Below are 17,304 nucleotides of genomic sequence, written 5' to 3' on the forward strand. Positions count from 1 at the left end.
GCGGGACCGCGAGCGCGGTGGGCTTGCTGCATGACCACCGAATCGAGGGATGCCGCCGCGGCTGCATCCGCCACCACCACCGTCCCGACGTCCGACGAGATCGACGTCACCCGTCCGCTGTCCCGATTCCCGCGACGCGCCGACCGCGTGACGCGCGCCCAGTTCGCCGCCTACGCGCTCTCGCTCGCCGTGCTGGTGCCGGGAGGGGTCGCTGTCGCCGTCTCGCAGGGCGTCGACATGCGCACCCTCGACGACGCCCCGGTGCTCGGGCAGCTCGCCCTCTTCGGCGGCGGGTTCGCCCCGACCCTCGCGATGCTCGTCGCCTGGGCGGTCGGCCGTCGCGCACCCGAGTGGGGTTTCCGTCGCACCCCCTGGCGCACGATCGCCGTCGGCTGGTTGTTCGCCGTCGCCGCGATCGGGATCGCCTACGGCACCGCCTGGGTGAGCGGCATCGCGCCCTTCGACGCCGGCCGACTCGAAACGGGATCCGGCATGCCGGCACCGCTCGCGATCCTCGTCGGCCTCCTGCCGGGCGTGCTCCCCTTCGCGGCCCTGGCTCTCGGCGAGCAGCTCGGCTGGAGCTCGTTCGCGGTCGCGCGTCTCGCGCCGCTGCGCGGGCCGGATGTGACCGCGCTCGTCATCGGGCTGGCGTGGGCGTCGTGCCACGTGCCGATGATGCTGTTCATCCCCGGCGCCATCGTCGACGGGATCCCCGCCGGATGGGCGATCGCGATGTTCACCATCCAGTGCGTCGCGTTCTCCTACCCGATGGTGTGGCTGCGGGTGCGCACGCGCAGCATCTGGCCGGTGCTCATCGTGCACGCGACGCTCAACGCGAGCATCTACTTCGTCGCCGAGCTCGCGACCGAGCCGACCCCGGCGAGCGAGTGGTTCGTCGGCGAGGGCGGCGCGCTCACCGCAGCGGCGTCCGTCATCGCGGCGTTCGCGACGATGCGCCTGTGGCGCGGCCCCCGGTCCGAGCGCGCCGCCGTGCTCGCCGGTCTCGCCGGCACCGCCGCGTCGCCCGCGCGGGTGCGCCGGGCGCGGAAGGGCGCCTGACCGGCGCCACCTCGATGCGGGGGCCGCGGTCCGTCGCGGCCCCGCACGAACCCCCGTCCGCCTCTGCAGATCCTCGACCACGTCGCTCCCGCTCCCGGAAACGAGTGAAGCCCCGCACACGGCGGGGCTTCACTCGTTCGCGGAGACGGAGGGATTTGTCCCCACCGCCCCTCCCCCCGCCGCTGCGCGGCGCGCGGAGCCTCCGGCGGCGTGGGCCCACCCTCGCGTGAAGGCTTCGCGTCCTTCTGACTCCCGGAAACGAGTGAAGCCCCGCACACGGCGGGGCTTCACTCGTTCGCGGAGACGGAGGGATTTGAACCCTCGGTCCCCCGGAGGGGACTCCACCTTAGCAGGGTGGTGCACTCGACCGGACTATGCGACGTCTCCCGGTATTGCCTGCCCATCATACCCATAGGCGGATGGGCTCCCGCGCCGCTAGTCGGTGCCGATGGTGCAGGTCTGGTCGGCCGCCGACTGCCCGTTGATACCCGGGATCACGACCTTGTCGGAGAGCACGGGCTCGGGCGTCGCCGACGCGGTCGGGTCGGGCGTGCCGGTCGCCGTCGGCTCCGGCGCGGTGGTCGCGTTCGGGTCGGCCTGCGAGCCGCGACCGTCGCCGGCCTGCGCCACACCGATCGCCTGGTCGGCCTTGATCGCGGCGAAGAGCTGGTTGATCAGCCCCTGCTTCGGCTGCACCTTGCCCGAGTAGATGCCGGTGCCGCCCGTCGACCCCGGCGCCTGGATGAAGGTGATGCGATCCATCGGGATGTTGTTGAGCGCCTTCGCCATCGCCACGATCGTCGCGGGCTGGGTCAGCTCGGTCGAGAGCTGCATGTTCGCGACCGCCGCCTTCGCGAGCGACATCAGGGTGCCGACGTTGGTGAGGGTCTCGTTCGACTTCAGCTTGCGCAGCAGCGCCGAGAGGAACACCTGCTGCGAGCTGATGCGGGTGAGGTCGGAACCGTCGCCGACGCCGTGGCGCGAACGCAGGAACGACAGGGCGGTCCAGCCGTCGAGGTGCACCGTGCCGGCCTTCAGGTCGAGCCCGACGTACTTGTCCTTCATGTCGGACGCCAAGCACACGTCCACGCCGCCGACCGCCGACGCCATCGCGGCGACGCCGTCGAAGCCGATCATGCCCGCGTACTGGATGTCGAGGCCGGTGAAGTTCTCGACCACGTTGACCACGCAGGCGAGGCCGCCGTCCTTGCCGCCGTAGGAGAGGGCGTTGTTGATCGGAAGCCCCGAGCCGACGCCGCCCCACTTGCCGGTGTCGGTGTTGGTGCATCCGGGGAACGGCACGACCATGTCGCGCGGGATGCTGACCGCAACGGCGCTCGTCTGGTCGGCCGAGACGTGGATGAGGATGTTGACGTCGTTGAGCACGCTCGTGCGGTCGGTGTAGGCGTCCGACCCGACGACGAGCATGTTGAAGCCGCCCTCGTAGGCGCCGATCTCGGGGATCGGGGCCTCGGTGCCCTCGTTGATGTCCACCGCGTTCGCGCTCAGCTCGCTCGAGAGCTGGTAGACCGCGATGCCGGCGACCGCGGCCGTCGACACGAGCACGACGGCGAGCGCACCGCCGATGAAGGCGAGCAGCGTCTTCCAGGCGCGCGACTTCGGGAGTCGGCCGTGTCGCGCGATGCCCGTGGGGCGGGGTGCGCGCGAGCGCTGCGAACGATCGCGCTTCAGCTCCTGCTCGGACACGGACACCTTCTCTCGGGATTGCGGATTCACTTGCTCGGGGACGACGTGCAGCGGAGGGCGTGGGATTCGAACCCACGAGACATCACTGCCCACCGGTTTTCAAGACCGGCTCCATCGGCCGCTCGGACAGCCCTCCTCGGTTGACCGAGTCCGAGTGTAAAGGAGAAGGGTCGCTCAACCCTGGAAATACCGTGCGAGAGCGCTGGCCACACCCTGCTCGAGGTCTGTGCCCGTGACGTCGGTCGCGACGGCGCGCACCTCGTCCGGCGACTGCCCCATCGCGACCGCGACGCCGCCCCCGGATGCCGCCCACTCGAACATGTCGATGTCGTTGCGTCCGTCGCCCAGCACCATCACGCGCTCGCGGGGGATGTCGAGCCGCTCGCGCACGTACTCGAGGCCGGTGCCCTTGTTGACCCCGTCGGGCGCGATGTCGAGCCACGCGGTCCAGCCGACGTTGTAGCTGACCTTGTGCAGGCCCATCCGCTCGACGACCTTCAGGAAGTCCTCGATCGCGTGGCCGGGCGAGAGCACCACGACGCGCGTCGCGGGCGACTCGAGCAGCTCGTCGAACTCGACGCGCAGGCGGCCGGCGGCGAGCGCGCCCTCCGGGAAGTCGCCCGTGTAGCGGAAGACGCCCTCGGCATCCTCGACCGCGTAGCTCGCCCCGCGCAGGTGCCCCCGGATGGTGGTGAGCACCTCGCGCGGATCGAACGTCGCCACCCGGTCGCGCACGTACGCCATCGGGGCGTCGGCGTCGCGGCGCATCACGATCGCGCCGTTCGCGCTCACCGAGTACGCGGGCGCGATGCCGACGCGGTCGATCACCGGCAGGGTCATCGACACCGAGCGGCCGGTGGCCGGCATCACCTCGTGACCGAGGTCGCGCACCCGCCGGATCTCGGAGGCGACGCGCTCGTGCAGCACGCCGTCCTCGGTGAGCACCGTGCCGTCGATGTCCAGGCCGATCAGCCAGCGCTCGTCCGAGGAGACCTTCACGCCACAGGCTCCAGCACGTCGAGACCGAGGAACGGTCGCAGCACCTCCGGCACCACCACCGAGCCGTCGGCCCGCTGATGCGTCTCGAGCAGCGCCACGATCCACCGGGTCGTCGCGAGGGTGCCGTTGAGGGTGGCGACGGGTGCCGTCTTGCCGTCGTCGCCGCGCTGGCGGATGTCGAGGCGGCGCGCCTGGAAGGTCGTGCAGTTGCTCGTCGAGGTGAGCTCGCGGTAGGCGTCCTGGGTGGGCACCCAGGCCTCGACGTCGAACTTGCGCGCGGCGCTCGTGCCGAGGTCGCCCGCGGCGGTGTCGATCACGCGGTACGACAGTCCGAGGCTCTGCAGCATCCCCTCCTGCAGGGCGAGCAGCCGCTCGTGCTCGGCCTCGGCATCCGCGGGGTCGATGTAGCTGAACATCTCGAGCTTCTGGAACTGGTGCACGCGGATGATGCCGCGGGTGTCCTTGCCGCCCGAGCCCGCCTCGCGCCGGTAGCAGGTGGAGATGCCCGCGTAGCGCTTGGGGCCCGCCGACAAGTCGAGGATCTCGTCCTTGTGGTACCCGGCGAGGGCGACCTCGCTCGTGCCGGTGAGGAACAGCTCGTCGCGCTCGAGGTAGTAGACCTCGTCGGCGTGCGCTCCGAGGAAGCCGGTGCCCGCCATGATGTCCGGCCGCACCAGCGTCGGGGTGATGAGCGGGGTGAACCCCGCCTCGAGCGCCCGCTGCAGCCCGAGCTGCACGAGCGCGAACTCGAGCCGCGCACCGACGCCCTTCAGGAAGTAGAACCGCGCACCCGACACCTTCGCGCCGCGCTCCATGTCGATCGCGTCGAGCAGCTCGCCGAGCTCCAGGTGGTCGCGGGCCGGGAAGTCGAACGCCGGGATCGCCCCGACCTCGCGCAGCGTGACGAAGTCGTCCTCGCCGCCGGCGGGCACCCCGTCGAGCACGATGTTGGGGATCGCGCCGGCGACCTCGGCGAAGCGCGCCTCGGCGTCGGAGGCGACGCTCTGCGCGTTCTTGACGCGGGCGGCGAGCTCCTGCGCCTGGGCGACGAGCGCCGCCTTCTCGTCCTTCGGCGCCTGCGCGACCTGCTTGCCGAACGCGTTCTGCTCGGCCCGCAGCGTCTCGAAACCGGAGATGGCGGCGCGACGTGCCGCGTCCGCCGCGATCGCCTCGTCGACGAGCTCGACGGATGCGCCGCGACGCTCCTGCGAGGCTCGCACGACGTCCGGGGTCTCACGCAGCAGCACGGGGTCGATCACGCCCCAAGTCTAGGAGCCTGCCGCCGCCCGAGTTCATGGCCTACCGTGAGAGCATGACGCCCCCGGATCCCGCGAAGCCGAAGCGGGCGGCGATCGTCTACAACCCGATCAAGGTCGACCTCGAACGGCTGCGCGCCGCCGTCGCGCTCGCCGAGAGCGAGCACGGCTGGGCCAAGAGCATGTGGCTCGAGACCACCGAGGACGAGCCGGGGCACGGCCTCGCACGCCGGGCGGCCGCGGAGCGGGTGGACATGGTGATCGCGGCCGGCGGCGACGGCACGGTGCGCTCGGTGGGGGCCGGGTTGCGCGGCACCGGCATCTCGCTCGGGCTGCTGCCCTCGGGAACCGGCAACCTGCTGGCCCGCAACCTCGGTCTCGACGTGAACTCCGGGCATCTGGAGGCATCCGTCGACACCGCCTTCGGCGGGTACGACCACGCGATCGACATGGGCGTCGTCGAGATCGACCGCGAGGACGGCACGAGCGAGGAGCACGCCTTCCTCGTGATGGCCGGCCTCGGCCTCGACGCGAAGATGATCGCCAAGACCGACCCGGAGCTCAAGAAGAAGGTGGGCTGGCTCGCCTACGCCGGTGCGATCGGCCAGGTGCTCGTCGACAAGGAGGTGCTGCGCATCCGCTACCGCCTCGACGGCGGCGAGGAGCGCGCCTCGCGCGTGCACACGATCCTGGTCGGCAACTGCGGCTCGCTCCCCGGCAACATCCTGCTGCTGCCCGACGCCGAGGTCGACGACGGGCTCTTCGACATCGTCACGCTGCGCCCGGAAGGCTTCGGCGGATGGGCGCGCATCTGGGTCGGCATCGTGTGGGAGAACGGCGTGCTGCGGCGCAGTTCGATGGGGCGCAAGCTCCTCAACCTGCGCCAGCGTCCGGTGCGCGCGCTGCGCTACCTGCGCGGCCGGCGCCTGCACGTCGACCTCGACCGGCCGGAGGAGTTCGAGCTCGACGGCGACGAGTTCGGCATGATCATCGGCTTCCGCGCCGAGGTCGACCCGGCGTCGCTGCTCGTGCGGATGCCGCAGGCCTCCGCCGATTGAGCAGCGGCCGCAGGCCGCGTATCGAAATCAGCTGGGGTCGTCGGGCGCGCCGGTGAGGATGTCGCGCAGCCAGTCGCGGGCGTCGATGAACACCTGGTCGTCGTAGCGGCTCGTCACCTCGACGGCCTGCTTGTCGGCGCGCGGGTACGAGCCGAGGAACTGCACGCTCGGGCTGAAGCGCTTGAGGCCCAGCAGCGCATCCGCGACCCGCTCGTCGAGCACGTGCCCGTCGAGGTCGACGATGAAGCGGTAGCGGCCGAGGGCGTCGCCGATGGGGCGCGACTCGAGCAGGCTGAGGTTCACCCCGCGGGTCGCGAACTGCTCGAGCATCTCGACGAGGGCGCCCGGCTGGTCGGTGGGCAGCTCGACGATGACGCTCGTCTTGTCGGCGCCCGTGCGGGCGGGGATGGTGCGCGAGCGCGAGACGAGCACGAAGCGGGTGACCGCCTCCGGGTTGTCGGCGATGTCCTCCGCGAGCACGACGAGCGGCAGGTGCTCGGTGATGCCGGGCGGCGCGATGGCGGCATCCGCGGTCGTCGTCTCGAGCAGCTCCCGCGGGGCGGCCACGTTCGAGGTGGAGGGGATGTGGCCGTGGCTCGGCAACGTCGCGTCGAGCCACAGGTGGCACTGCGCGTAGGCGACCGGGTGGGCGTTGATGACCCGCACGTCCTCGAGGCGGGTGCCGGGGCGGGCGACGAGCTGGAAGTTCACCGCGACGAGGTACTCGCCGATGATGCGCAGGCCCGGGATGTTGGCGAGCGCGTCCTGGGTCGCCGACACCCCGCCCTCGACCGAGTTCTCGATCGCGATCATCGCGGCCGCGCTGCGCCCCGACACGACGTCGTCGAGCGCCTCGCCGACGTTGTTGACGCTGCGCCACTCGACCCCCGCGGCCTCCGGCACCTGCGCGAGCGCCGCCCAGGTGAAGGTGCCCGCGGGCCCGAGGTAGCTGTACACGCCCTCGACCCTAGGGCACCTGAGCGGGAGGATGGTCGCATGAGCACACGCGCCGGTACCCCCGCCCAGCCGTCCGACCTGATCGATGTGCACGAGCTCGTCGATGCGTACTACCAGCGCACCCCGGACATGTCCGATCCGGCGCAGCGCGTGGTGTTCGGCACGAGCGGCCATCGCGGGTCGAGCCTCGACGGCGCCTTCACCGAGACGCACATCGCCGCCATCACGCAGGCGATCGTCGAGTACCGCGCCGAGCAGGGGGTGACGGGTCCGCTGTTCGTGGGCGCCGACACCCACGGGCTCTCCGCCCCCGCCCAGACGACCGCGCTCGGGGTGCTGGAGGCGAACGGCGTGCACGCGATCGCCGACGAGTACGACGACTACGTGCCGACCCCGTCGCTCAGCCGCGCGATCATCCGCTACAACACCGACCACCCGGGCGCTCCGCAAGCCGACGGCATCGTGATCACCCCGAGCCACAACCCGCCGCGCGACGGCGGCTTCAAGTACAACCCGCCGCACGGGGGCCCCGCCGACTCGGATGCGACCGGCTGGATCGCGAACCGCGCCAACCAGATCATCGAGGGGGGCAACCGCGAGGTGCGCTTCTCGGAGCCGAGCGGCGTCGACAGCTACGACTTCCGCGGCGCCTACGTCGACGACCTGAAGAACGTGCTCGACATGGACGCGATCGCCTCCTCGGGGCTGAAGCTCGGCGCCGACCCGCTCGGCGGGGCGAGCGTCGGCTACTGGGCGCTCATCGCCGAGCGCTACGGCCTCGACCTCGAGGTCGTGAACCCGGCGGTCGACCCGACGTGGTCGTTCATGACGCTCGACTGGGACGAGAAGATCCGGATGGATCCGTCCTCCCCGTCGGCGATGGCGTCGGTCGTGGCACGGGCGGGCGACTACGCGATCCTCACCGGCAACGACGCCGACGCCGACCGGCACGGCATCGTCACCCCCGACGGCGGCCTCATGAACCCCAACCACTACCTCGCCGTCGCCATCCAGTACCTCTACTCGCACCGGCCCGGATGGCGCCCCGACGCGGCGATCGGCAAGACGCTCGTGTCGAGCTCGATGATCGACCGGGTGGCGGCGTCGCTCGGGCGGCGCCTGTGGGAGGTGCCGGTCGGTTTCAAGTGGTTCGTGCCGGGGCTCGTCGACGGCTCCGTCGGGTTCGGCGGCGAGGAGAGCGCCGGCGCGAGCTTCCTCACCCTCGACGGCACCGCGTGGACGACCGACAAGGACGGCATCCTGCTCGCGCTGCTCGCGGCCGAGATCCGCGCGGTGACCGGCAAGAGCCCGAGCGAGCTGTACCGCGAGCTGACGGAGCAGTTCGGCGACCCCGCCTACGCGCGGGTGGACGCCGCCGCCGGCCCCGAGCAGAAGGCGCGCCTCGGCAAGCTGTCGGGCGACGACATCACGGCGACCGAGCTCGCCGGCGACCCGATCACGGCGAAGCTGTCGCACGCGCCCGGCAACGGCGCGGCGATCGGCGGCGTGAAGGTCACGAGCGAGCACGCCTGGTTCGCGGCGCGGCCGTCGGGCACCGAGAACGTCTACAAGATCTACGCCGAGTCGTTCCGCGGACCCGAGCACCTCGCCGCCGTGCAGGCGGAGGCGAAGCGCATCGTCGACGCGGCGCTCGCCTAGGGGTAGTTCGGGGCGGCCGGGTAGCCGAAGAACTCTTCCAGAGTCTGCACGCCCGTGTCGTGCATCTCGGTGGCGAGCGCGACGCCGACGTAGCGCACGTGCCACGGCTCGTACTGGTAGCCGGTCACATCCGTCTTGCCGTCGGGGTAGCGCACGATGAACCCGTACTCCCAGGAGTGCGCCGCGAGCCACTGGCCCTGCGGAGTCTGGCCGAAGCAGATCTGCAGCGAGCAGTTCGCGGGCTTCGCGGAGATGTCCATGACCCATCCGGTCTGGTGCTCGCTGTAGCCGGGGCGCGCGGTGAGGGTGTCGTTGCCGGTGTAGATCTGCTGCTGCGTCTGGTAGCTGCGGTAGGCGGACTGCGACTGCATCTCGAGCCCGGTCTCGGCGGTGAACGCGGCGAACATCTGCTCGAGGTGGTCGGCGGCCTCGGGCCGCATCCGGGGCTCGTAGACGTACGGCACGTTCACGACGCGCAGCTCGGGCGCGTAGTCGGCGGGCTGCAGAGGGTTCAGCTTGTTGACGATCACCCAGGGGCTGGTGGGGTCGGTGAGCGAGTACTGCGCCCGGTCGAACGTCGGGGTGGGCGTCGGCGTCGGGGTGGGGGTGGGGGTCTCGGATGCCGTGGGCGTCTCGCTCGGAACCGGGGCCGGCGTCGACGGACTCATCAGCATCACGATCGCCACGACGAGCGCCGCGATCACCACGATCGCGAGCGCCATGAGGAGCACGAAACGGCGGCGTCGACGCACCCGCTCGGACACCCGTCGGGAGGCGCGCGTGGGGGGCTGCGGGGCGGTCTCGGACATCGCGGATCAGCCTACGACGTGCCCGCCGTGCGCTCGCCCGGAGCCCCCGTGGGAGCGCTCTCTCGCGTGTCGAACGAGCGGTCTACCTTGCGCTGACCGGGACTTCTTCAGCTTTACCATTTCGTTGCCGAAATCCGTGTTGACAGCCGTCCCGGGGCGTGCGTATCGTGGCCTCCGATTTCGTGGGAGCGCTCCCACGACCTGAACGTGGGAGCGCTCTCACAGAGATCATCCCCATCCACGCACACAAAGGAGTGACCGTGAAGTTCTCACGACGCACCGCCACTGTTGCTGCGATCGCCGGTACCGCCTCCCTGGCCCTGGTTCTCTCCGGGTGCTCCACGGGCGGAGACGGCGGCTCCGGCGACGAGCAGATCACGCTGACGATCACCACGTTCGGCACCATGGGTCTCGACGACCTGTACGCGCAGTACGAGGCCGATCACCCGAACATCAAGATCGAGGCCACCAACATCGACACGGGCGGCAACGCGCTGACCGACTGGAAGACGAAGCAGGCCTCCGGTGGCCTGCCCGACGTCCAGGCCGTCGAAGAGGGCTGGCTCGGTTCGGTCATGGAGGTGTCCGACACCTTCACCGACCTGCGCGACTACGGTGCCGACGACATCAAGGACCGCTGGGTCGACTGGAAGGTCGGCCAGGCGACCGACCCCGACGGCCGCATCATCGGCTACGGCACGGACATCGGACCGGAGGGCCTCTGCTACAACGGCAAGCTCTTCGAGGCCGCTGGCCTCCCGAGCGACCGCGACTCCGTCGCCGAGCTGTTCGGTGGCGACGACGCCTCGTGGGACAAGTTCTTCGAGGTCGGCAAGCAGTACCACGACGCCACCGGCAAGGCCTTCTACGACCAGTCGGGCTTCATCTGGAACGCGTTCGTGAACGAGCAGGCCGAGGGCTACTACAAGAAGGACGGCTCGCTCAACGTCGAGGACAACGCGACGCTGAAGAACTTCTGGATGCAGCTCGCCGACGCGCAGCAGGCGGGCCTCTCCGCCAACCAGGCCCAGTGGGACTGGGGTAAGGGTCAGGCCTTCGTCGACGGCACCTTCGCCGTCTTCGTCTGCCCCGGCTGGATGCTCGGCGTCGTCAAGGGCAACACCGAGTCGGCGGGCGGCGACGCCTCCACCGGCTGGGACTTCGCCGACGTCTTCCCCGGCGGCGCTGCGAACTGGGGTGGCTCGTTCCTGACGGTGCCCACCACGTCGAAGCACCCGAAGGAGGCCGCGGAGCTCGCCGCCTGGCTGACCGACACGCAGCAGGAGGTGGCCGCCTTCCAGGCTGCCGGAACCTTCCCGAGCGTGAAGGCCGCCCAGACCGACGCCGGTGTGACCGGTGAGAGCGACCTGACGAAGTTCTTCAACAACGCGCCCGTCGGCGAGATCCTCGGATCCCGCGCGGAGGGTGTGGTCGCCCAGTTCAAGGGTCCGGATGACGCCGTGATCCAGGAGCAGGTCTTCGGTCCGTCGCGGACGGCGCTCGACGCCGGCACCGCCGACGGCGAGACCACCTGGAACCAGGCGATCGACGCGCTCCACCAGCTGGTGGGCTGACCCGAACGCACCATCCGAGCGAGGCCCCCTGGAGCGGCACGCCCCTCCGGGGGGCCTCGCCTCTGACCGAACGAGACGAAGAAGCACCCGATGACCACGTCACCCACTGGACTGCGGCGGACGGCCCGCGCGCCGCTGACCTTCGGACAGCGCCTGAACCGCGCCGACCAGAAGTACTCGCCGTACCTCTACGTCGCGCCGTTCTTCCTGCTGTTCGCCCTCATCGGCCTCTTCCCGCTCGTCTACACCTTCGTCGTCTCGCTCAACGACTGGGACCTGCTGCGCGGCTCGGGCGACTGGATCGGCTTCCAGAACTACGTCACCGAGCTCACCGGCCCGGGCTTCTGGAACTCGCTGCGCAACACCTTCGGGATCTTCCTGCTGTCGGCGATCCCGCAGCTCATCGGCGCCACCTTCATCGCGGCCGTGCTCGACCAGAACCTGCGCGCGCAGTCGTTCTGGCGCCTGAGCGTGCTGCTGCCCTACATCGTCACCCCCGTCGCGGTGGCCCTCATCTTCTCGAGCCTGTTCTCGGAGCAGTACGGACTCGTCAACAACGTGCTCGCGAACTTCGGCATCGACCCGGTGCTGTGGAAGCACGACACCTTCGCCGGCCAGTTCGCGATCGCGACCATGGTCAACTGGCGCTGGACCGGCTACAACGCCCTCATCCTGCTCGCGGCCATGCAGGCGGTGCCGACCGAGCTGTACGAGTCGGCCTCCCTCGACGGCGCCGGACGCGTGCGCCGCTTCTTCTCGATCACGCTGCCGAGCATCCGCCCGACCTTCGTGTTCGTCATCATCACCGCCACCATCGGCGGGCTGCAGATCTTCACCGAGCCGAAGCTGTTCGACGCGACGAGCGCGGTGCCGGGCGGCGCGTACCACCAGTACGAGACCACGACCCTCTACATCTGGAACCTGGCGTTCAACCAGGACCACTTCGGGCGCGCATCCGCCGTCGCGTTCATGCTGCTCATCATCATCGTGCTGATCGGGCTCGTGAACTACGCGATCACGCGCAGCATCGCCACGGGCGAGACCAAGTCGGCCAAGAAGCGCCTGGGGCGCTACCGCACCGCCGAGCGCGCCGTCACCCCGTCCGCCGTCCAGATCCGCCAGGAGCGCTGAGCCATGACGACCGCAACCGCACCCCGCCGCGCGAACCCGGTGCCGCGCCGCCACGGCATCCGGGGCCAGAAACCCGGATGGCTCACCTACACGATCCTCGCCATCTGGTTCACCGTCAGCGCCTACCCGCTGTGGTGGTCGTTCGTGGCCGGGTCGAGCGACACGACCGTGCTCACCTCGAAGTTCCCGCCGCTCATCCCGGGCGGCAAGTTCCTCGAGAACGCCTCCGAGGTGTTCGCCACCATCGACTTCTGGAAGGCGCTCGGCAACAGCGTCATCGTCGCGGGGGCCATCACCGTCTCGGTGCTGTTCTTCTCGACGCTCGCCGGCTACGCCTTCGCGAAGCTGCGCTTCCGGGGACGCAACGGCCTGCTGCTGTTCGTCATCCTGACGCTCGCGATCCCGACCCAGCTCGGCATCATCCCGCTGTTCATCCTCATGAAGCAGTTCGGGTGGACCGGCTCGCTCGGCGCGATCATCGTGCCGACGCTCGTCACCGCGTTCGGCGTGTTCTTCATGCGCCAGTACCTGGTCGACGTGATCCCCGACGAGCTCATCGAGGCGGCGCGCATGGACGGCGCCAACCAGATCCGCACCTTCTGGCACGTGGGCGTCCCCGCTGCCCGACCGGCGATGGCCGTGCTCGGCCTGTTCACGTTCATGACGGCGTGGACCGACTACCTGTGGCCCCTCATCGTCGCCGGCTCGAATCCGACGCTCCAGGTGGCGCTCAGCCAACTGCAGTCGGCGAAGTACGTGAACTACACGATCGTGCTCGCGGGTGCCGTGCTCGCGACGATCCCCCTGCTGATCCTGTTCTTCTTCGCCGGCCGACTGCTCGTCTCGGGCATCATGGCCGGGGCGGTGAAGGGCTGATGGCCCTCGACCTGCCGGACGACTTCACCTGGCCGTCCGGGTTCCTGTGGGGTGCCGCGACCGCGGCGGCCCAGGTGGAGGGCGCCGCGCACGAAGACGGCAAGCTCGACTCGATCTGGGACCACTTCGCCCGCATCCCGGGCAACGTCGCGCACGGCGACACCCCCGAGAAGGCCGTCGACCACTACCACCGGATGCCGCAGGACGTGCGGCTGATGACCGAGCTCGGACTCGACTCGTACCGCTTCTCGGTGAGCTGGGCGCGCGTGAAGCCGGCCGACGGACCCGTGAACCGGGCGGGACTCGACTTCTACAGTCGGCTCGTCGACGAACTGCTCGAGCACGGCATCCTGCCCTGGCTCACGCTCTACCACTGGGACCTGCCCCAGGCGGTCGAGGAGACCGGCGGATGGGCGAACCGCGACACGGCGCACCGCTTCCTCGACTACACGATCGCGGTGCACGAGGCCCTCGGCGACCGCGTCGACCACTGGACGACGTTCAACGAGCCGCTCTGCTCCTCGCTCATCGGCTACGCGGGCGGCGAGCACGCACCCGGGCGCCAGGAGCCGCGGGCCGGTCTCGCGGCGCTGCACCACCAGCACCTCGCGCACGGCCTCGCCGTGCAGGAGCTGCGGGCGCGGGGGGCCGGGCAGCTCGGCATCACGCTCAACCTCACCAACGCGGTGCCGAACGACCCGAGCGATCCGGTCGACCTCGACGCCGCCCGCAGGCTCGACGCGCTCTGGAACCGGGCCTACCTCGAGCCGATCCTGCTCGGGGCCTACCCGGCCGACTTCCTCGAGGACGTCTCGGCGCACCGCTTCGACGAGCTCGTGCACGACGGCGACCTGCAGACCATCCACCAGCCGATCGACTTCCTCGGCGTGAACCACTACCACGACGACAACGTGTCCGGGCATCCGCTGCCCGCGGGCCACCCCCGGGGGCTCGCCCCGACCGACAAGCCCACCTCGTCGTGGTTCGTCGGCTCGGAGTTCCTGACCACCCCGAGCCGGCACCTGCCGCAGACGGCGATGGGCTGGGAGATCAACCCCGACGGACTGCGGCACCTGCTGGTGCGCCTGGGGCGGGAGTACCCGCAGCTCCCGCCCCTCTACATCACCGAGAACGGGTCGGCCTGGGACGACGTGGTCGCCCCCGACGGAGCGGTGCACGACGTCGAGCGCGTCGCGTTCCTCGAGGACCACCTGCGCGCGGTCGCGCAGGCGATCGTCGAGGGGGCGGATGTGCGCGGGTACTTCGCGTGGTCGCTCATGGACAACTTCGAGTGGGCGTGGGGGTACGAGAAGCGCTTCGGGGTCGTCTACGTCGACTACGAGACCCAGGAGCGCATCGTGAAGGACTCGGGCCGGAGGTTCGCCGAGGTGGCCGCCGCCGCGCGTACCCTCGCCCCATAGGATGAACGGGCCGATCCCGGCCAGGAGGACCCCCCGATGACCCCGGAACAGCAAGGAAGCGCTCCGACCCTCGAGCAGGTCGCGAAGGCTGCCGGCGTGTCGCGGTCCACCGTGTCGCGGGTCATCAACGATTCCCCGAAGGTGACGCCGGAGGCGCTCGCGGCGGTGCGGCAGGCCATCGAGGAGCTCGGCTACGTGCCCAACCGCGCCGCCCGCATCCTGGCGAGCCGCCGCACCCAGTCGATCGCCCTGGTGATCCCCGAGAACACGGCCCGGTTCTTCGCCGACCCCTACTTCGCCACCGTCGTGCAGGGCATCGCGATGTACCTCTCCGACACCGACTACACGCTCAGCCTGCTGATCGCCGCCGAGAAGGACGGCGAGAAGACCCGGCGCTACCTGCAGGCCGGCAACGTCGACGGGGCGCTCATCCTGTCGCACCACTCCGACGACCGCTCGTACACCCAGCTCGCGCGCTCGATCCCGGTGGTGTTCGGCGGGCGCCCGATGAGCCAGGAGGGCTCGGAGGCGTACTACATCGACGTCGACAACGTCGAGGCGGCCCGCAACGTCACGCGCCGGCTCATCGAGAACGGCCGCCGCCGGATCGCGACGATCGCGGGACCCGCCGACATGTCGGCCGGACTCGACCGCCTCGAGGGCTGGCGCCAGGCGCTCGACGCGGCCGGCATCCCCACCCACCTCGTCGAGCACGGCGACTTCAGCCCCGCGGGGGGCGAGGCTGCCATGCGCCGCCTGCTCGAACGCGGCGAGGAGATCGACGGCGTCTTCGCCGCGAGCTCGCTCATGGCCCAGGGTGCGCTCAACGTACTGCGCAGCCACGGCAGGTCGGTGCCGCACGACCTCGGGCTCGTGACCTTCGACAACGACTACGCCGCGCAGTCCTCGAGCCCGCCGCTGACGACCATCGAGCAGCCGACCGTCGAGCAGGGACGTCGCATGGTCGACGTGCTGCTGCACCTCATCGACGGCGGAACCGTCTCGCAGATCACGATGATGCCGACCCGCGTCATCGAACGCGGGAGCGAGTGACCCGGCTCGGCATCCCAAATCAAGGAGTCCGGCATCCCGAATCAAGGAACTCGTGTGACGGATGTTGCGGACGTTGCGCCTGCGTTGCTCTTCCGCCGTCGCGTCCTTGACTTCGGTTGCTCGACTCCTTGATTTGGGCTGCCCGACCTGGTGAGTCGGGGTGTGCCCGGCGGGGCGCGGGGGGAACAGCTAGCGTCGGAGGATGACCGATCGCGTCGTCGACCTCCCCGAACGCAGCCGCTTCGTGCTCGAGCGCGACGGGGAGGTGATCGGCAAGGCCTACTACCGCCGCGAGCCGGGGGTCATCACCTTCACGCACACGGAGGTCGACCCCGCGATCCAGGAGCGCGGGCTCGGCTCGCTGCTCGCGAAGACGGCACTCGACACGGTCGCCGCCGAGGAGGGCACCCGGGTGGTCGCGCAGTGCCCCTTCATCGCCGCCTACATCGAGCGGCATCCGGAGTACGCGCCGCTGCTCAGCCGCTGATCGCGGCGCGCCGCGCGAGCAGCGCCCGCAGCCCGATCCCGATCCCCGCGATCACCAGGGCGACCGCGATGCGGGGCAGCACGAGCTCGGGCATCGTCACGGCGGCGCGGAACACGGCCGCGCCGTAGTCGAGCAGCTCGCCGGGGTCGCGCAGCAGAGCCCGGGATCCGACGGCCGACTGCACGGCGGTCGCGAGCGCGGGGATCGCCCAGAGCAGCAGCAGACTCGCGACCGCCGCCACGATCCGACCCGGCGTGCGCACGCCGCCCCACGCGATCGCGGCACCGACGAGCACCGGGGGCGTCCAGGTCACGAGGGGCGCCAGCGTGTACGGCAGCTGGGAGGTCGGACCGACCGCGGCGAGCGCACCCGAGATCCACGAGCCCACCGCGATCGCCGCGAGGGTGAGCGCGACGACCGCGCCCGGCACGGGACCGCGCGCGATCAGCCCGAACACGAGCACCCCGCCGAGGATCCCGAACCCGGCGACCGCGACGCACGCGGCGAGGTAGAACGCGGCCTCCCGGCCGTCCTGCAGGCCGGTGCGCAGCACGTCGACGGCCTGCGCCGTCGCGACGATCTGCACGAACAGCAACCCGGCGGCCACCGTGAAGGGGGCGGCGCCGGGCAGACGCCCGCGCAGTGCGCGGGCCGCGACCCCCGCGGATGCGGCGCCCACCACGAGGATGCCGAGCACGAAGGTCACGCTGTACTGGCTGAGCGGCAGCCAGGCGACGGGCATCTGCTCGGGCAGTGCGTCGAACGCCCACAGGTTCTGCAGCGGCAGACGCATCCCGGTCAGGATCCAGGGGAGCAGCCCGAGCAGCGCCGCGGCGACCCCGATGCCCAGGCTCGCGAGTGCGCCTCCCCAGCGCGCCGGGCGCCGCACGGGCGGCTCGGTCTCGGGCCACGGGTTCGTCGGGGGCACGGCGACGGGATCGGTGCTGCTCACCGTTCCACGGTATCCGTCAGCGGTCGAGGTCGATCCGCACGCGCCCCGCGTCGAGGTCGAGCGGTCCGTCGCCGGGTGCCGGTGCGGGCGCCGGCAGCTCGGTCTCGACCGCCGCGATCTTCTGCGCCTCGTGCTTGGTGGGGTGGAAGACCTCGTCGGCGAACCCGAATGCGCCGTTGCCCGATCCGCGGCCCTGGTTGGTGCCGCGCAGCTCGATCCAGCCGCGCCACTGCGCGACGGCGATGGCGCCGACGAACACGGCACCCAGCACGGCCCAGCCCCACCACGGCATGGGCACCAGGGTAC

The 17,304-nt window shown here is 70.7% G+C and carries 16 protein-coding genes and 2 tRNA genes; 9 read left to right on the forward strand and 9 right to left on the reverse strand.

Annotation, left to right across the window (positions count from 1 at the left end; all coding sequences use genetic code 11):
* Window positions 1–30 precede the first annotated feature (30 nt).
* Window positions 31–1,059, forward strand: a complete 1,029-nt coding sequence (locus tag NUH29_RS10320; protein WP_258799029.1) for a CPBP family intramembrane glutamic endopeptidase — start codon at window positions 31–33, stop codon at window positions 1,057–1,059.
* A gap of 298 nt (window positions 1,060–1,357) precedes the next feature.
* Here NUH29_RS10320 and NUH29_RS10325 read toward each other — a convergent pair.
* The 5 genes from NUH29_RS10325 to serS all read right to left on the reverse strand — a co-directional run bounded on the left by NUH29_RS10325 (window position 1,358) and on the right by serS (window position 5,024).
* Window positions 1,358–1,446: transfer RNA gene (locus NUH29_RS10325), tRNA-Ser, on the reverse strand.
* 48 nt (window positions 1,447–1,494) lie between these two features.
* Complete coding sequence (locus NUH29_RS10330) at window positions 1,495–2,766, reverse strand: LCP family protein (protein WP_258799030.1); 1,272 nt, start codon at window positions 2,764–2,766, stop codon at window positions 1,495–1,497.
* A gap of 51 nt (window positions 2,767–2,817) precedes the next feature.
* A tRNA-Ser gene (locus tag NUH29_RS10335) sits at window positions 2,818–2,902 on the reverse strand.
* Window positions 2,903–2,940: 38 nt separating this feature from the next.
* Window positions 2,941–3,765 (reverse strand): HAD family hydrolase, encoded by an 825-nt coding sequence (locus tag NUH29_RS10340; RefSeq protein ID WP_258799032.1) that lies wholly within the window; start codon window positions 3,763–3,765, stop codon window positions 2,941–2,943.
* On the reverse strand, window positions 3,762–5,024 hold the full coding sequence (gene serS, locus NUH29_RS10345; protein WP_258799034.1) for a serine--tRNA ligase: 1,263 nt from the start codon (window positions 5,022–5,024) through the stop codon (window positions 3,762–3,764). Before serS ends, NUH29_RS10340 begins: the two co-directional genes overlap by 4 nt.
* Window positions 5,025–5,077: 53 nt before the next feature.
* Here serS and NUH29_RS10350 point away from each other — a divergent pair, with 53 nt between their 5' ends.
* A complete protein-coding gene (locus NUH29_RS10350; protein ID WP_258799035.1) occupies window positions 5,078–6,079 on the forward strand; it encodes a diacylglycerol/lipid kinase family protein in 1,002 nt (333 codons plus the stop codon).
* Window positions 6,080–6,106: 27 nt separating this feature from the next.
* On the opposite strand, the gene pheA is transcribed toward NUH29_RS10350, so the two are convergent.
* A complete protein-coding gene (gene pheA, locus NUH29_RS10355; RefSeq protein ID WP_258799036.1) occupies window positions 6,107–7,036 on the reverse strand; it encodes a prephenate dehydratase in 930 nt (309 codons plus the stop codon).
* Between the two features lie 39 nt (window positions 7,037–7,075).
* Here pheA and pgm point away from each other — a divergent pair, with 39 nt between their 5' ends.
* The gene (pgm, locus tag NUH29_RS10360) at window positions 7,076–8,695 is read left to right on the forward strand and encodes a phosphoglucomutase (alpha-D-glucose-1,6-bisphosphate-dependent) (protein WP_258799037.1); all 1,620 of its coding nucleotides are present in this window, start codon (window positions 7,076–7,078) and stop codon (window positions 8,693–8,695) included.
* On the opposite strand, the gene NUH29_RS10365 is transcribed toward pgm, so the two are convergent.
* Window positions 8,692–9,504 (reverse strand): M15 family metallopeptidase, encoded by an 813-nt coding sequence (locus NUH29_RS10365; protein ID WP_258799038.1) that lies wholly within the window; start codon window positions 9,502–9,504, stop codon window positions 8,692–8,694. The two genes, pgm and NUH29_RS10365, sit on opposite strands and share 4 nt — an antisense overlap.
* Before the next feature lie 260 nt (window positions 9,505–9,764).
* Between NUH29_RS10365 and NUH29_RS10370 the strand changes: the two genes are divergently transcribed.
* The 6 genes from NUH29_RS10370 (at window position 9,765) to NUH29_RS10395 (ending at window position 16,046) form a co-directional block, all read left to right on the forward strand.
* Complete coding sequence (locus NUH29_RS10370; RefSeq protein WP_258799039.1) at window positions 9,765–11,078, forward strand: ABC transporter substrate-binding protein; 1,314 nt, start codon at window positions 9,765–9,767, stop codon at window positions 11,076–11,078.
* Between the two features lie 90 nt (window positions 11,079–11,168).
* Window positions 11,169–12,209: a carbohydrate ABC transporter permease gene (locus tag NUH29_RS10375; RefSeq protein ID WP_258799040.1), complete on the forward strand. Its 1,041-nt coding sequence runs from the start codon at window positions 11,169–11,171 to the stop codon at window positions 12,207–12,209.
* Between the two features lie 3 nt (window positions 12,210–12,212).
* A complete protein-coding gene (locus NUH29_RS10380) occupies window positions 12,213–13,085 on the forward strand; it encodes a carbohydrate ABC transporter permease (protein WP_258799041.1) in 873 nt (290 codons plus the stop codon).
* The gene (locus NUH29_RS10385) at window positions 13,085–14,506 is read left to right on the forward strand and encodes a GH1 family beta-glucosidase (RefSeq protein ID WP_258799042.1); all 1,422 of its coding nucleotides are present in this window, start codon (window positions 13,085–13,087) and stop codon (window positions 14,504–14,506) included. The genes NUH29_RS10380 and NUH29_RS10385 overlap by 1 nt, the downstream gene beginning before the upstream one ends.
* A gap of 36 nt (window positions 14,507–14,542) precedes the next feature.
* On the forward strand, window positions 14,543–15,559 hold the full coding sequence (locus tag NUH29_RS10390) for a LacI family DNA-binding transcriptional regulator (protein WP_258799043.1): 1,017 nt from the start codon (window positions 14,543–14,545) through the stop codon (window positions 15,557–15,559).
* A gap of 202 nt (window positions 15,560–15,761) precedes the next feature.
* On the forward strand, window positions 15,762–16,046 hold the full coding sequence (locus tag NUH29_RS10395) for a GNAT family N-acetyltransferase (protein ID WP_258799045.1): 285 nt from the start codon (window positions 15,762–15,764) through the stop codon (window positions 16,044–16,046).
* Here NUH29_RS10395 and NUH29_RS10400 read toward each other — a convergent pair.
* Both NUH29_RS10400 and NUH29_RS10405 read right to left on the reverse strand, forming a co-directional pair.
* Window positions 16,036–16,998, reverse strand: coding sequence for a hypothetical protein (locus NUH29_RS10400; protein WP_258799046.1), 963 nt, complete (start codon window positions 16,996–16,998; stop codon window positions 16,036–16,038). The two genes, NUH29_RS10395 and NUH29_RS10400, sit on opposite strands and share 11 nt — an antisense overlap.
* 16 nt (window positions 16,999–17,014) lie before the next feature.
* Window positions 17,015–17,290 carry a hypothetical protein gene (locus NUH29_RS10405; protein WP_258799047.1) on the reverse strand — a complete coding sequence of 92 codons (276 nt, stop codon included), beginning with the start codon at window positions 17,288–17,290 and terminating at the stop codon, window positions 17,015–17,017.
* Between the last annotated feature and the right edge of the window lie 14 nt (window positions 17,291–17,304).

This window comes from Protaetiibacter mangrovi, assembly GCF_024752305.1.
Lineage (GTDB): Bacteria > Actinomycetota > Actinomycetes > Actinomycetales > Microbacteriaceae > Homoserinibacter > Homoserinibacter mangrovi.

What these genes read in the sequence shown, in the direction of transcription:
- NUH29_RS10385 (WP_258799042.1), top strand. Translation starts at nt 13,085, where the DNA reads ATGGCCCTCGACCTGCCGGACGACTTCACCTGGCCGTCCGGGTTCCTG.
- NUH29_RS10405 (WP_258799047.1), bottom strand. Translation starts at nt 17,290, where the DNA reads ATGCCGTGGTGGGGCTGGGCCGTGCTGGGTGCCGTGTTCGTCGGCGCC.
- NUH29_RS10390 (WP_258799043.1), top strand. Translation starts at nt 14,543, where the DNA reads ATGACCCCGGAACAGCAAGGAAGCGCTCCGACCCTCGAGCAGGTCGCG.
- pgm (WP_258799037.1), top strand. Translation starts at nt 7,076, where the DNA reads ATGAGCACACGCGCCGGTACCCCCGCCCAGCCGTCCGACCTGATCGAT.
- NUH29_RS10350 (WP_258799035.1), top strand. Translation starts at nt 5,078, where the DNA reads ATGACGCCCCCGGATCCCGCGAAGCCGAAGCGGGCGGCGATCGTCTAC.
- NUH29_RS10395 (WP_258799045.1), top strand. Translation starts at nt 15,762, where the DNA reads ATGACCGATCGCGTCGTCGACCTCCCCGAACGCAGCCGCTTCGTGCTC.
- NUH29_RS10365 (WP_258799038.1), bottom strand. Translation starts at nt 9,504, where the DNA reads ATGTCCGAGACCGCCCCGCAGCCCCCCACGCGCGCCTCCCGACGGGTG.
- NUH29_RS10320 (WP_258799029.1), top strand. Translation starts at nt 31, where the DNA reads ATGACCACCGAATCGAGGGATGCCGCCGCGGCTGCATCCGCCACCACC.
- NUH29_RS10375 (WP_258799040.1), top strand. Translation starts at nt 11,169, where the DNA reads ATGACCACGTCACCCACTGGACTGCGGCGGACGGCCCGCGCGCCGCTG.
- NUH29_RS10380 (WP_258799041.1), top strand. Translation starts at nt 12,213, where the DNA reads ATGACGACCGCAACCGCACCCCGCCGCGCGAACCCGGTGCCGCGCCGC.